General features: G+C 53.0%; 12 protein-coding genes. All 12 read left to right on the top strand.

Annotated features, from left to right (window positions below):
- Window positions 1-9: 9 nt before the first annotated feature.
- The 12 genes from WA157_RS08730 to nuoN are packed head-to-tail and all read left to right on the top strand — an operon-like array spanning window position 10 to window position 13579.
- Window positions 10-618 carry an NADH-quinone oxidoreductase subunit C gene (locus WA157_RS08730; protein WP_422620585.1) on the top strand — a complete coding sequence of 203 codons (609 nt, stop codon included), beginning with the start codon at window positions 10-12 and terminating at the stop codon, window positions 616-618.
- 7 nt (window positions 619-625) lie between these two features.
- Window positions 626-1879, top strand: coding sequence for an NADH-quinone oxidoreductase subunit D (locus WA157_RS08725; RefSeq protein WP_422620567.1), 1254 nt, complete (start codon window positions 626-628; stop codon window positions 1877-1879).
- On the top strand, window positions 1876-2364 hold the full coding sequence (nuoE, locus tag WA157_RS08720) for an NADH-quinone oxidoreductase subunit NuoE (protein ID WP_422620566.1): 489 nt from the start codon (window positions 1876-1878) through the stop codon (window positions 2362-2364). The genes WA157_RS08725 and nuoE overlap by 4 nt, the downstream gene beginning before the upstream one ends.
- Window positions 2364-3740, top strand: a complete 1377-nt coding sequence (nuoF, locus tag WA157_RS08715; RefSeq protein ID WP_422620565.1) for an NADH-quinone oxidoreductase subunit NuoF — start codon at window positions 2364-2366, stop codon at window positions 3738-3740. The genes nuoE and nuoF overlap by 1 nt, the downstream gene beginning before the upstream one ends.
- Window positions 3741-3766: 26 nt before the next feature.
- Window positions 3767-5902: an NADH-quinone oxidoreductase subunit NuoG gene (nuoG, locus tag WA157_RS08710; protein WP_422620584.1), complete on the top strand. Its 2136-nt coding sequence runs from the start codon at window positions 3767-3769 to the stop codon at window positions 5900-5902.
- Window positions 5899-6981 (top strand): NADH-quinone oxidoreductase subunit NuoH, encoded by a 1083-nt coding sequence (nuoH, locus tag WA157_RS08705; protein ID WP_422620564.1) that lies wholly within the window; start codon window positions 5899-5901, stop codon window positions 6979-6981. The genes nuoG and nuoH overlap by 4 nt, the downstream gene beginning before the upstream one ends.
- 12 nt (window positions 6982-6993) lie before the next feature.
- The gene (gene nuoI / locus WA157_RS08700) at window positions 6994-7527 is read left to right on the top strand and encodes an NADH-quinone oxidoreductase subunit NuoI (RefSeq protein ID WP_422620563.1); all 534 of its coding nucleotides are present in this window, start codon (window positions 6994-6996) and stop codon (window positions 7525-7527) included.
- A 52-nt stretch (window positions 7528-7579) separates the two neighbouring features.
- Entirely contained in the window at window positions 7580-8239 is a 660-nt protein-coding gene (locus WA157_RS08695) for an NADH-quinone oxidoreductase subunit J (RefSeq protein WP_422620562.1), read from the top strand.
- On the top strand, window positions 8236-8544 hold the full coding sequence (gene nuoK / locus WA157_RS08690) for an NADH-quinone oxidoreductase subunit NuoK (protein WP_011463804.1): 309 nt from the start codon (window positions 8236-8238) through the stop codon (window positions 8542-8544). Before WA157_RS08695 ends, nuoK begins: the two co-directional genes overlap by 4 nt.
- A 4-nt stretch (window positions 8545-8548) precedes the next feature.
- Window positions 8549-10564, top strand: coding sequence for an NADH-quinone oxidoreductase subunit L (nuoL, locus tag WA157_RS08685; protein WP_422620583.1), 2016 nt, complete (start codon window positions 8549-8551; stop codon window positions 10562-10564).
- A 13-nt stretch (window positions 10565-10577) separates the two neighbouring features.
- A complete protein-coding gene (locus tag WA157_RS08680; RefSeq protein WP_422620561.1) occupies window positions 10578-12053 on the top strand; it encodes an NADH-quinone oxidoreductase subunit M in 1476 nt (491 codons plus the stop codon).
- Window positions 12054-12091: 38 nt separating this feature from the next.
- Entirely contained in the window at window positions 12092-13579 is a 1488-nt protein-coding gene (gene nuoN, locus WA157_RS08675) for an NADH-quinone oxidoreductase subunit NuoN (protein WP_422620560.1), read from the top strand.
- The last annotated feature ends 104 nt before the right edge of the window (window positions 13580-13683 follow it).

Raw genomic sequence — 13683 nt, 5'->3', positions numbered from 1 at the left:
GGGGTGGTGATGACTTCATACGCTGTGAATCCACAATCTATCAAAGTTCATGTTGAGGCTGCGCTTGGCGACTTGCTTATCAGCAGTGTGCTTCGATTAGATGAACTTACCATCGTCGTAGACGGTGCTCATTATTTGCAGGCCGCAAAGATTCTGCGAGACGACCCAAACTGTCAGTTCGAGCAACTGATGGATTTGTGCGGCGTTGACTACTCTACCTACAAGGATCAGCCTCAAACCGGATTGCGTTATTGCGTGGTGTCCCACCTGTTGTCGGTAAGTCTGAACCAGCGCGTGCGGCTCAAGGTGTTTGCGCCCGATGACAATTTGCCGGTGGTGCAGTCCTTGTGTGATGTATGGAGTTCTGCGAACTGGTTTGAGCGGGAAGCTTTTGATTTGTTTGGCATCGTTTTCGAGGGTCATACTGATTTGCGCCGTATCCTGACCGACTACGGTTTCATCGGCCATCCGTTCCGAAAAGATTTTCCGGTTTCAGGTCATGTCGAGATGCGTTATGACGCCGAGCTAAAGCGCGTTGTGTATCAGCCCGTCACGATTGAGCCACGCGAGATTACACCGCGCATCATCCGTGAAGACAACTACGGGGGCTTGCACTAGGCGCTTTATGGCTGAAATAAAAAACTACACCCTTAACTTTGGGCCGCAGCATCCTGCAGCGCATGGCGTTTTGCGTCTCGTGCTGGAACTTGATGGCGAAGTGATTCAACGCGCTGACCCGCATATCGGGTTGTTGCATCGGGCCACTGAGAAGCTGGCCGAAACCAAGACCTATATCCAGGCCTTGCCTTATATGGATCGTCTCGACTACATGTCGATGATGTGCAATGAAAGCGCGTACTGTCTGGCAGTTGAAAAGATGCTGGGACTGGAAGTTCCCATCCGTGCGAAGTACATCCGCGTGATGTTTGCCGAGATTACCCGTTTGCTTAACCATTTGCTGTGTGTAGGCGCGGGCGCTCTGGATTGCGGAGCGATGACAGTCATGCTGTACGCATTTCGCGAGCGGGAGGATCTCCTGGATATGTATGAGGCGGTCAGCGGTGCCCGCATGCATGCGGCCTACTTCCGGCCGGGCGGTGTCTATCGCGATTTGCCCGACACCATGGCGCGGCATCAGCCCAACAAGATTCGTAGCGCCAAGTCCACTGAGAAGCTGAATCGTAATCGTGACGGTAGCTTGCTTGATTTCATTGATGACTTTACCCAACGCTTTCCAACCTACCTGGGTGAGTATCACACCCTGTTGACGGATAACCGTATCTGGAAACAGCGCACGGTAGGCATTGGCGTGGTGACCGCTGAGCGCGCGCTAAATCTGGGGTTTAGTGGCCCGATGTTGCGTGGTTCCGGGGTTGCTTGGGATCTGCGGAAAAAGCAGCCCTATGAAATTTATGACAGGTTGGACTTTGACATCCCAGTGGGTAAGACCGGTGACTGCTATGACCGCTATCTGGTGCGCATGGAAGAGATGAAACAGTCCAACCGTATCATCAAACAGTGTGTTGATTGGCTGCGTGTTAATCCTGGCCCTGTTATTACCGACAACCACAAGATCGCGCCGCCGAATCGTGAATCCATGAAATCCAACATGGAAGAATTGATTCACCACTTCAAGCTCTTTACCGAGGGCTTTTCCGTGCCGGAAGGTGAAGCCTACGCGACCATTGAGCATCCCAAAGGTGAGTTCGGCATCTACATGGTCAGCGATGGAGCCAATAAGCCTTACCGCATGAAAATTCGTCCACCTGCCTTTGTGCATCTGGCAGCGCTCGGTGAAATGGGGCGTGGGCACATGATTGGTGATGCTGTTGCCATTATTGGTTCGTTGGATATTGTGTTTGGGGAAGTTGATCGATGATTTCCGAAGAATCCAAAGTGCGCTTCGCTCAAGAAGTTGCCAAATACCCAGAGGACCAGAAGCAGTCCGCCGTCATGGCGTGCCTGGCGATTGTCCAGCAGGAGTCCGGTTATGTGAGCGCCGAGAGTGAAGCCATGGTGGCTGAATTCCTGGGTATGGCCCCCATGGCCGTGCACGAAGTCACGACGTTTTACAACATGTACAACCAGCAGCCGGTTGGCAAGTACAAACTGAATGTCTGTACCAATTTGCCATGTCAGTTGCGCGACGGCGGAAAGGCACTCAAGCATCTTGAGCACAGGCTGGACATCAAAATGGGCGAGACCACGCCTGATGGCATGTTCACTTTGCAACAGTGTGAATGTCTTGGTGCTTGTGCTGATTCACCTGTGTTGTTGGTGAACGATCAGACCATGTGCAGTTTCATGAGCGACGACAAGTTGGATCAACTGGTCGATGGCCTGCGTGCGGCGGGGGATAAGTAATGTTGGCTGAACAAGTCCTCTCCCAGTTTCAAGCCACCGGCGTACAATCCTGTTTTCATGGTCGTCATATCAACCCTCAGATTTATGCAGATTTGAATGGTTCGAATTGGCATTTGAAGGATTATGAATCTCGCGGTGGTTATCAGGCATTGCGAAAAATACTCGCAAAGAACAGCGGTGTAACTGCTGACGATGCTACTGCCTCAGGTATGACGCCGGATCAAGTGATTGCAGTCGTCAAGGAGTCCGGCTTGCGGGGGCGTGGCGGAGCAGGTTTTCCGACCGGGCTTAAGTGGAGCTTTATGCCACGTCAGTATGCCGGGCAAAAGTATCTCGTCTGCAACTCTGATGAGGGAGAGCCAGGCACTTGCAAGGACCGTGAAATACTGCAGTTCAATCCCCATATGGTGATCGAAGGCATGATCATCGCAGCCTACGCCATGGGCATTGCAGTGGGCTATAACTACATCCATGGTGAAATCTTCAAGACCTATCTGCGCTTTGAAGAGGCTATAGAAGAGGCGCGTGCGGCCGGTCTTCTTGGAAAGAATATTCTGGGTAGCGAATTCAGTTTCCAGTTGCATGCTGCGCATGGTTATGGCGCCTATATTTGCGGCGAAGAAACCTCATTGCTTGAGTCACTTGAAGGCAAAAAAGGACAACCTCGCTACAAGCCACCGTTCCCGGCCAGTTTTGGTCTTTACGGGAAACCCACCACCATTAACAACACGGAAACTTTCGCGGCTGTGCCGTGGATCATCCGCAATGGCGGGCAGGCTTATCTGGCGTGTGGAAAGCCCAATAGTGGCGGTACCAAAATATTTTCCATCAGTGGTGACGTGGAGCTTCCAGGTAATTATGAAGTGCCGATGGGTACGCCATTCTCCCAATTATTGGAGCTTGCCGGTGGGGTGCGCGGTGGGCGCCAACTCAAGGCCGTCATTCCCGGCGGATCCTCGTCGCCGGTGCTGCCTGGCAGCATCATGATGGACTGCACGATGGACTACGATTCGATTGCCAAGGCGGGTTCGATGCTGGGCTCTGGGGCAGTCATTGTTCTCGATGACAGCCGTTGCATGGTCAAGAGCCTGCAGCGTTTGAGCTACTTTTATATGCATGAGTCGTGTGGACAGTGCACCCCTTGCCGTGAGGGTACCGGCTGGCTGTCGCGGGTAGTGGACAGAATCGAAAATGGTCACGGTCGCGTCACAGACCTCGATCTGCTTGACAACGTCGCTGAAAATATCATGGGGCGTACCATTTGCGCGCTGGGAGATGCGGCAGCCATGCCCGTGCGCGCCATGATCAAGCATTTCCGCCCTGAATTTGAATACCACGTAGAGCATAAGACCTGCATGGTCCCGCTGTACGTTTGAACGAGCGTCTGAGCGAGCATACCTACATGATTGAAATTGAACTCGACGGCAAGAAGGTAGATGTTGTTGAAGGCAGCATGATCATGCATGCAGCCGACAAGGCCGGCACCTTCATACCGCATTTTTGCTACCACAAGAAGCTCAGCATTGCGGCAAGTTGCCGCATGTGTCTGGTGGATGTGGAAAAAATGCCGAAGCCCATGCCAGCCTGCGCTACGCAGGTTGCGCCGGGCATGATTGTTCGCACCAAGAGCGACAAGGCGATTAAGGCTCAGCAGTCAGTCATGGAATTCCTGCTGATCAATCACCCACTGGACTGCCCAATTTGTGACAAGGGCGGAGAGTGCCAGTTGCAGGATCTGGCGGTAGGTTATGGCGCCTCTTCTTCGCGTTACGAAGAGGAGAAGCGGGTGGTCGCAGTCAAGGATGTTGGCCCCCTGATTTCGATGCGGGAAATGAGTCGGTGCATTCATTGCACTCGTTGCATTCGCTTTGGCCAAGAGGTGGCCGGCGTCATGGAGTTTGGCATGTCGCATCGTGGCGAGCACGCCGAGATCGAAACTTTTGTTGGCCACTCGGTTGACTCGGAGCTTTCCGGCAACATGATTGACCTTTGCCCGGTTGGAGCCCTGACCAGCAAACCGTTTCGCTACAGTGCCCGCACTTGGGAGTTGTCCCGTCGCAAGTCTGTCAGTCCACACGATTCCACAGGTGCCAATCTGATTGTGCAGGTGAAGAACAACAAGGTTATGCGTGTCGTTCCTTTTGAGAACGAGGCTGTCAACGAATGCTGGATTGCAGACCGCGACCGTTTTTCCTACGAGGCCTTGAACAGCGATGAACGCCTGACCACACCCATGCTTAAGCAGGGTGGAGTCTGGAATCCTGTTGATTGGCAGACCGCGCTGGAGTATGTCGCCAACGGCCTGAAACAAATCAAGTCGGAGCATGGCGCTCAGAGCATCGGAGCCTTGCTTAGCCCGCATAGCACGCTGGAGGAACTATCTCTGGCCAGTGCTTTCATGCGCGGCCTGGGTAGCGAGAACGTCGATTGCCGTTTGCGTAACGCCGAGTTCCCTGCGTCTGAAGGCGTGCGATATCTTGGTACCTCGATTGCATCCTTGTCCGAGTTACAACGTGTGTTGGTGGTTGGGTCCAGCCTGCGCAAGGACCATCCCCTGTTTGCGCAACGAATTCGGCAGGCAGCCCGCAAAGGTTGTGCTGTGAATGCTATTGGTTCTGCAGCAGAAGACTGGGCTATGCCGATTGCCAACGTCCTGCTGTCTGATGCCAGTACCTGGGTGCAGGCGCTGGCCGACGTGGCCGTTGCAGTGGCAGCCGACAAAGGCGTTGAGTCACCAGTGCCCGGCAATGCTGGCGAAGCAGCGAAAGCCATCGCCAAGTCCTTGCTGAGCGGTGAACGCAAAGCAATTTTGTTGGGTAATGCGGCCGCGCATCACGCCAGGGCATCGAGCTTGCTGGCGCTCGCCAATTGGGTTGGCGCGCAAACAGGCGCCACGGTAGGCTACTTGACGGAGGCCGCAAACTCGGTCGGTGCACAAGTCGCGGGCGCGCTGCCCGGGCCAAATGGTCTGAATGCGGGGCAAATGCTCCGTGGTGATCTGAGGGCCGTATTTCTGTTAAACAACGAACCTGAATTTGATTCGGCGGCAGGCGCCTTGGCTTTGAGCGGTCTGTCAAAAACTGAGATGGTGGTCACGCTAAGTCCGTTCAAAGCCAATATGGCATTCAGTGATGTTTTGTTGCCCATTGCACCGTTTACCGAAACATCAGGCACCTATGTCAATGCCGAGGGGCGTGTGCAGAGTTTTCATGCTGTTGTCAAGCCCTTGGGCGAAACCCGTCCGGCCTGGAAGGTTTTGCGTGTGTTAGCCAACTTGCTTGGAATCCCGGATTTCGACTTCGAATCCTCTCAGGAAGTGCTCAAGCGTGTACCTGGATTGCCGGTTGACGGTGAGACACTTCTATCTGGCGATATTTTGAACAACACAACGCAAGCTGAAATTGACTTTACGCCTGCTGGCGTGGCACCGAAGGTTGTCGGTATCTATGCGCTTGATGGGATTGTGCGTCGAGCTGCCAGTTTGCAACTCACGGCAGACGCTAAACAACATGATGTGGCGCAGGAGGTGACAGCATGATTGACACCATTTTCGCTTTGGGTGAGGGTCTGCTGGCTGCGCCCTGGTGGTCGGCGATTGGCTGGCCAGTCGTCTGGGCCCTGATTAAGGTTACGCTGGTTCTGATGATTGTGATGGGCGCTGTGACCTACACGACACTGTGGGAACGCAGGCTACTGGCCTGGGCTCAGATCCGCATGGGTCCAAACCGCGTGGGGCCTTGGGGTCTGCTGCAACCCATAGCGGATGCGATGAAGTTAATGACCAAAGAGGTACTTAGACCTGCCGCCGCAGAAAAATTCTTGTTTTATCTCGGCCCGGTCATGACGGTGATGCCGGCCATGGCGGCGTGGGCCGTGATTCCGTTTGGTCCAGACATTGCTTTGGCGAACATCAACGCGGGCTTGCTGTTTCTGATGGCCATCACCTCCATGGAGGTGTATGGCGTGATCATCTCCGGGTGGTCATCCAATTCCAAATATCCATTTCTGGGCGCCTTGCGTGCATCCTCCCAGATGGTGAGCTACGAGATTGCAATGGGCTTTTGCCTGGTGGTGGTGCTCATGGTTTCTGCGAGTCTGAATCTGACAGATATTGTCGCGGGGCAAAATAAGGGCTATTTCGCGCAGATCGGTCTTAACTTCCTCTCCTGGAATTGGCTGCCGCTGTTGCCGATTTTCTTGATCTATTTTATTTCTGGCTTGGCGGAAACAAATCGACTTCCTTTTGACGTGATTGAAGGCGAGTCGGAAATTGTGGCGGGTCATATGGTCGAATACTCTGGCATGTCTTGGGCCATGTTTCAGATGGCAGAGTACGCCAACATATGGCTGGTATCGGTTTTGACGACGATCATGTTTCTCGGTGGATGGCTATCGCCGATTGATAGTGTTATGTTCAACTGGATTCCAGGTTGGATATGGCTGGGACTTAAATCGTTTTGCGTGGTGACAATGTTTATCTGGGTACGGGTTTCGTTTCCGCGATTTCGTTACGACCAAATTATGCGACTGGGATGGAAAATATTTATTCCGGTCACCCTTATCTGGTTGGTGGTTGTTGGGGGATGGATGCAGACCCCGTGGAACATTTGGAAGTAATTCGAGTTGTCTATGTCTACCCCTACTTCAAGTGCTATTGAAATTCCGAACGAGAGTGCTTTCTCGTTGAAGGATTTTCTATCCAGTTTCATGCTGAGCGAGCTATTCAAGGGCCTGGCGTTGACCGGAAAATATGCGTTTCGCAGCAAGATCACCCTGGAATACCCCGAAGAGAAGACGCCCCTGTCGCCCAGATTTCGGGGTCTGCATGCACTTCGTCGTTACGAGAATGGCGAAGAGCGCTGTATTGCCTGCAAGCTGTGCGAAGCTATTTGCCCGGCGATGGCGATTACTATCGAATCAGAGGTTCGAGCCGATGGCTCCCGTCGGACGACGCGCTATGACATCGATTTGAATAAGTGTATTTTCTGTGGTTTTTGTGAGGAGAGTTGCCCGGTCGACTCTATTGTGGAGACCTCAATTCTTGAGTACCACGGTGAATCTCGTAGTGACCTCTATTTCACGAAAGACATGCTGCTGGCGGTGGGCGATCGCTACGAACCTCAGATTGCGGCAGCCAGGGCGGCTGATGCCAAATACCGCTAATGACCTCATGAGCAGATATAACCTTTTGAACACCGGAAAAAAGTAACGACAAATGGACGTCAAGACGGGTTTTTTCTATTTTTTCTCGATCGTGCTGCTTTTTGCCGCCTTTCGGGTTATTACTTCTCGCAATCCGGTGTATGCCGTTTTGTATCTTGTGCTGGCATTTTTTCAGGCTGCGGCGATTTGGTTGTTGCTTAGGGCGGAGTTTTTGGCGATTGCGTTGGTTCTGGTGTATGTCGGGGCCGTAATGGTGCTGTTCCTGTTCGTGGTGATGATGCTGGACATCAAGGTAGATGGTTTGCGCGAAGGCTTCTGGAAACATTTTCCGTTAGCAGCCACGGTGGGCGTCTTTATTGCGCTGGAAATGGCTGCGGTATTGATGGGGGGATTTCGCGTCGGTGATGAACCGCAAAGTGCTGTGGCGATCGGTCAGGCAGGTATTGAGTTGTCCAATACTCGCGAACTGGGCAAAGTACTCTATAGCCAGTATGTCTATCCACTCGAAATTGCTGGAGCGATTCTTCTGGTGGGGATGATTGCAGCCATCGCATTGACCTTGCGCCAACGCAAGGACAGCAAGCAGCTGAGCCCATCTGTCCAGGTGCGGGTGAAAGCCAAAGATCGGATGATCGTGCTCAAGATGGCGTCGACCAAGGTGGCGGTGCTGGATGACGCATCAAGCGATGTGAACGCGGAGAAAAAAGAATGACTTTAACCCTTGGACATTTTCTGTCGCTCGGTGCCATGTTGTTTGCGCTGTCTGTGATTGGTATTTTTCTCAATCGGAAAAATTTGATTGTCTTATTGATGGCGATTGAACTGATGCTGCTGGCCGTCAATACCAATTTCGTGGCGTTCTCTTACTATTTGGGGGACATGCACGGGCAAATATTTGTGTTTTTTATTCTGACTGTTGCTGCTGCTGAATCAGCAATCGGTCTGGCCATTCTGGTGCTCTTGTTCCGCAACAAGTCAAGCATCAATGTGGATGAACTTAATACGCTCAAGGGTTAATAAGATGAGTCAAACCCTTTCCGCTTCAACGCTTCTCGCGGTGCCAATGGCGCCATTGGTGGGGGCTGTTCTGGCCGGCATTTTTGGTACCAAGTTTGGTGGCAACTGGATCGGTCGACGCCTGTCGCATTCGCTCACTATTCTGGGTGTTTTGATTGCTTTCATCCTGTCCGCCATGACACTCAAAAGTGTGGCACTTGATGGCGCACGCTTCAATGAAACCATTTACACCTGGATGGTGGTGGGCGACATGAGGATGCAAATTGGGTTCCTGGTGGATGGACTCACGGCCATGATGATGTGCGTGGTGACTTTTGTGTCCCTGATGGTCCACATCTACACGATTGGCTACATGGAAGAAGATGAAGGCTACAACCGCTTCTTTTCGTATATCTCGCTCTTTACATTTTCGATGCTGATGCTGGTCATGAGCAACAATCTGCTGCAGTTGTTCTTTGGCTGGGAGGGCGTTGGTTTGATGTCCTATCTCCTTATTGGCTTCTGGTTTAATAAGCCCACCGCGGTTTTCGCGAACATGAAGGCTTTTTTGGTTAATCGCGTTGGTGACTTCGGATTTATTCTGGGCATCGCATTGATCATCGCGTTTACCGGAACACTCAATTACACAGAGATATTCGCGCAGAAGGCTGAATTGGCCAAGCTCAGTTTCCCTGGTACCGAGTGGATGTTGGTGACGGTAATCTGTATCTGCCTGTTTATCGGTGCCATGGCCAAGTCAGCTCAATTCCCATTGCACGTCTGGCTGCCCGATTCCATGGAAGGCCCAACCCCAATCTCGGCTTTGATTCACGCGGCCACCATGGTTACCGCGGGTATTTTTATGGTGGCGCGCATGTCGCCTTTGTTTGAACTCAGCGACACTGCGTTGAACTTTGTATTGGTGATCGGTGCCATTACCGCCCTGTTCATGGGCCTGTTGGGCGTCATTCAGAATGACATCAAGCGCGTGGTGGCCTACTCCACGCTGTCCCAGTTGGGCTATATGACGGTAGCCCTGGGTGCATCTGCTTATTCGGTGGCGGTTTTTCACTTGATGACACACGCTTTCTTCAAGGCGCTCCTGTTCCTCGCCGCGGGCTCGGTCATTATGGGAATGCACCACAATCAGGACATTCGCTGGATGGGTGGGCTGCGCAAGTACATGCCTATTACCTGGATCACATCTTTGCTGGGATCGCTCGCACTCATTGGAGCCCCCTTGTTTGCGGGCTTCTATTCGAAAGACAGCATCATTGAGGCCGTCTATGAAAGTCATCTGCCCGGTGCCGGCTTCGCAACATTCGCTGTGCTCGGGGGTGTGTTTTTGACGGCGTTCTACTCCTTTCGCCTGTATTTTCTGGTTTTCCATGGTGCCGAACGCTATGACCAGAATCCAGACGCACACCATGATGCTCATCATGGCCATGGTAAAGAGGAGCACAAGCCGCATGAGTCACCCTGGGTTGTGACAGTGCCACTGATCCTGCTTGCGATTCCATCAGTTGTGATTGGGTTCATGACCATTGAGCCCATGTTGTACGGGGATTTTTTCAAGGATTCGATCTTCATCAATCTGGAAAAGCACGCGGCTATGGAAGAAATGGCCAAGCTGTTCCACGGCCCGGTGCAGATGGCTTTGCACGGGCTGATGACGATGCCCTTCTGGCTGGCGCTTTTCGGTGTGGCAAGTGCCTACTACATGTACATGGTCAATCCTGCATTGCCAGCGGCGATCAAGACTCGTTTCCAGCCGATCTACACCTTGCTTGAAAATAAATACTACCTGGACTGGTTCAACGAAAACGTGATTTCGCGTGCCGCACGTGCCTTGGGTGTCGGGCTGTGGAAGGGCGGCGATGAAGCTGTGATCGATGGCGCGCTGGTCAACGGCTCCTGGAAAGGAGTTGCTTGGGTGTCTGGCGTGATTCGCAGGGTGCAAACAGGTTACCTGTATCACTATGCGCTGGTCATGATATTGGGCGTTTTTGTGCTGATGACGTATTTCGTCTGGCTCAAGTAGGAGAATAAAAAAAATGGGTTTGTTGAGCCTGGCTATTTGGACACCGATTATTTTTGGTGTTGTGCTGCTGGCACTCGGTCGTGATGATCAGGCGCGCACCGTGCGCTGGGTTGCGCTGATTGGTGCCATCGTCAGTTTTCTGGTTACTTTGCCTTTGTACGCTGGCTTCAAGCTCGGCACGGCTGCGATGCAGTTTGTCGAAAAGGCGCCGTGGATAGAGCGCTTCAATGTGAATTACCACTTGGGTGTGGATGGCATTTCGCTTTGGATGGTGATCCTGACGGCATTTATCAACGTCGTGGTGGTCATCGCCGGCTGGGAAGTTATCACGCGACGGGTCAACCAGTACATGGGAGCGTTCCTTATCTTGAGTGGCTTGCAGATCGGTGTTTTCTGCGCACTCGATGGCATGTTGTTCTATGTGTTTTTTGAGGCCACCTTGGTTCCGATGTACTTGATCATCGGTATATGGGGAGGTCCAAACAAGATCTATGCCGCGTTCAAGTTCTTCTTGTACACCCTGCTCGGTTCGCTCCTGATGCTGGTTGCTCTGATTTTTCTGTATACCAAGTCGGGCGGCAGTTTCGACCTTGCAACGTGGCACCAACTTCCCTTGGCCGGCACTGCGCAGACTCTGTTGTTCTTTGCTTTCCTGGCGGCCTTTGCGGTCAAGGTGCCTATGTGGCCGGTACACACTTGGCTGCCTGATGTGCACGTTGAAGCACCTACCGGTGGGTCAGCCGTGTTGGCCGCGGTGATGCTCAAACTCGGTGCTTATGGTTTTCTTCGGTTCTCTTTACCTATTGCACCGGACGCGGCGCACGAATGGTCCGGGCTGATGATCGCTTTGTCGCTCATTGCTGTTGTTTATGTGGGCTTGGTGGCGCTGGTCCAGACGGATATGAAGAAGCTGGTGGCTTACGCCTCGGTTGCCCACATGGGGTTTGTGACCCTGGGCTTTTTCATTTTCAATGATCTGGGACTGTCGGGCGCCCTGGTGCAAATGGTTTCGCATGGATTTGTATCGGCCGCCATGTTCTTGTCAATTGGTGTGTTGTATGACCGCGCCCATTCGCGTGAGATCGCCAGTTATGGCGGCGTGGTCAACACAATGCCAAAGTTCACCGCTTTTGCCTTGTTGTTTGCCATGGCCAATTGCGGGTTGCCAGGGACAGCCGGTTTTGTTGGTGAGTGGATGGTGATCATTGGGGCCGTCAAGGCGAACTTCTGGTTGGGTTTTGCAGCTGCCAGTTCGCTGGTTTTTGGCGCTGCTTACACTTTGTGGATGGTCAAGCGTGTTTACCTGGGTCCAGTTGCCAATGATCACGTCAAGGCACTGAAAGACATTAACGCTCGTGAATTCTTGATGTTGAGCCTGTTGGCGATCGCGGTGTTGTACATGGGCCTCTATCCGAAGCCCTTTACCGATGTGATGGATACGTCAGTGGCGGAATTGCTCAAGCACGTAGCCCTGTCCAAGCTGATTTGATCAGTCTGAATCGACCAAATTGAATTAAGAGATAGAACATGATCGACAAACTCAGCTGGATTTCGGTTTACCCTGAAATCATTCTGCTTATTATGGCTTGCGTCATCGCGCTGGCCGATCTTGGCGTGAAAAGCCCGCGCCGCACACAGACCTATTTGCTGTCCCTGCTGACCCTGGCCATCGTGGCAGCTTTGCAGGCGAGTTACGCCGTTGGCGGTGTGACCGTCTACGGTTTTGGCAATATGGTGGTCAGCGATCCCATGGGCAACTGGCTCAAGTGCTTTGCAACCATTGCCGTCATGGTCACCTTGGTCTATGGCCGACCCTACGCGGCTGATCGCGACATGTTGCGCGGTGGCGAGATGTTCTCCTTGAGCCTGTTTGGCCTGTTAGGCATCTTTGTCATGATCTCCGGCAACAATTTCCTGGTGATCTACCTGGGGCTGGAGTTGCTGACGCTGTCCAGTTATGCGCTGGTGGCTTTGCGACGTGACAATGCCACGGCCACTGAAGCCGCCATGAAGTATTTTGTGTTGGGGGCGCTGGCGTCGGGTTTCCTGTTATACGGACTGTCGATGATGTATGGCGCCACCGGCTCGCTGGATGTGAATGCTGTGTTCAGGGCTATTAATTCCGGCCAGATTAAACATCAGGTGTTGGTGTTCGGCTTGGTGTTTGTGGTGTCGGGACTCGCTTTCAAGCTTGGCGTGGTGCCATTCCATATGTGGATCCCTGATGTCTACCAGGGCTCACCCACTGCTGTGACCCTGCTCATCGCCGGGGCACCCAAGCTGGCAGCCTTTGCCATCTGCATTCGGTTGCTGGTGGAGGGCATGCTGCCATTGGCCATTGACTGGCAGCAGATGTTGATGCTGTTGTCCGTCGGCTCGCTGCTGATTGGTAATCTGGCCGCCATTGCGCAGACCAATCTCAAGCGCATGCTGGCGTTCTCGACGATTTCGCACATGGGTTTTGTATTGCTGGGTCTGATGTCTGGCGTGGTGAACGGCGATGTCCACTATGCAGCGAACGCCTACAGCTCTTCCATGTTTTATGTCATCACCTACGTGTTGACAACGCTGGCAAGTTTTGGCGTGATTCTTTTGCTGGCCCGCGACGGTTTTGAAAGTGAAGAGATTTCTGACATGGCCGGTCTGAACGAGCGCAGCCCGCTTTATGCTGGCGTGATGGCGGTCTGTCTGTTTTCATTGGCTGGCATCCCGCCCATGGTCGGTTTTTATGCCAAGCTCGCAGTGTTACAGGCGCTGGTCGCCTCCGGCGGCGTCTTTCATATCGGTTTGGCCGTGTTTGCCGTCATGATGTCGCTGATTGGCGCCTTCTATTACTTGCGCGTCATCAAGGTGATGTACTTTGACAAGCCGCTGACGGCAGGTACCATGTCTGCACCTTTCGATGTACGCGCTGTGTTGTCTCTGAACGGCGCGTTGCTTCTGCTCCTCGGCCTATTGCCCGGTGGTCTGATGGCTTTGTGCGCCAACGCGGTTGTGCAAATGCTGGGCACCTGATAGGCGGCCTGAGGCTGATCCTGCCGACGGGTATTGAACTGTTTGGTCCGCCTGCTCGCAAGGCAAGCGTTGGGCAGTGTTGCTTGACACTGCCTTTGTGTTTG

This window comes from Rhodoferax ferrireducens (assembly GCF_049302455.1).
GTDB lineage: Bacteria > Pseudomonadota > Gammaproteobacteria > Burkholderiales > Burkholderiaceae_C > Rhodoferax > Rhodoferax ferrireducens_B.
The sequence above is the reverse complement of the archived record's forward strand: the minus strand, read 5'-3'. Positions and strand labels throughout refer to the sequence as shown.

What these genes read in the sequence shown, in the direction of transcription:
- nuoG (WP_422620584.1), top strand. Translation starts at nt 3,767, where the DNA reads ATGATTGAAATTGAACTCGACGGCAAGAAGGTAGATGTTGTTGAAGGC.
- nuoF (WP_422620565.1), top strand. Translation starts at nt 2,364, where the DNA reads ATGTTGGCTGAACAAGTCCTCTCCCAGTTTCAAGCCACCGGCGTACAA.
- WA157_RS08680 (WP_422620561.1), top strand. Translation starts at nt 10,578, where the DNA reads ATGGGTTTGTTGAGCCTGGCTATTTGGACACCGATTATTTTTGGTGTT.
- nuoK (WP_011463804.1), top strand. Translation starts at nt 8,236, where the DNA reads ATGACTTTAACCCTTGGACATTTTCTGTCGCTCGGTGCCATGTTGTTT.
- nuoE (WP_422620566.1), top strand. Translation starts at nt 1,876, where the DNA reads ATGATTTCCGAAGAATCCAAAGTGCGCTTCGCTCAAGAAGTTGCCAAA.
- WA157_RS08695 (WP_422620562.1), top strand. Translation starts at nt 7,580, where the DNA reads ATGGACGTCAAGACGGGTTTTTTCTATTTTTTCTCGATCGTGCTGCTT.
- nuoH (WP_422620564.1), top strand. Translation starts at nt 5,899, where the DNA reads ATGATTGACACCATTTTCGCTTTGGGTGAGGGTCTGCTGGCTGCGCCC.
- WA157_RS08725 (WP_422620567.1), top strand. Translation starts at nt 626, where the DNA reads ATGGCTGAAATAAAAAACTACACCCTTAACTTTGGGCCGCAGCATCCT.
- WA157_RS08730 (WP_422620585.1), top strand. Translation starts at nt 10, where the DNA reads ATGACTTCATACGCTGTGAATCCACAATCTATCAAAGTTCATGTTGAG.
- nuoN (WP_422620560.1), top strand. Translation starts at nt 12,092, where the DNA reads ATGATCGACAAACTCAGCTGGATTTCGGTTTACCCTGAAATCATTCTG.
- nuoL (WP_422620583.1), top strand. Translation starts at nt 8,549, where the DNA reads ATGAGTCAAACCCTTTCCGCTTCAACGCTTCTCGCGGTGCCAATGGCG.
- nuoI (WP_422620563.1), top strand. Translation starts at nt 6,994, where the DNA reads ATGTCTACCCCTACTTCAAGTGCTATTGAAATTCCGAACGAGAGTGCT.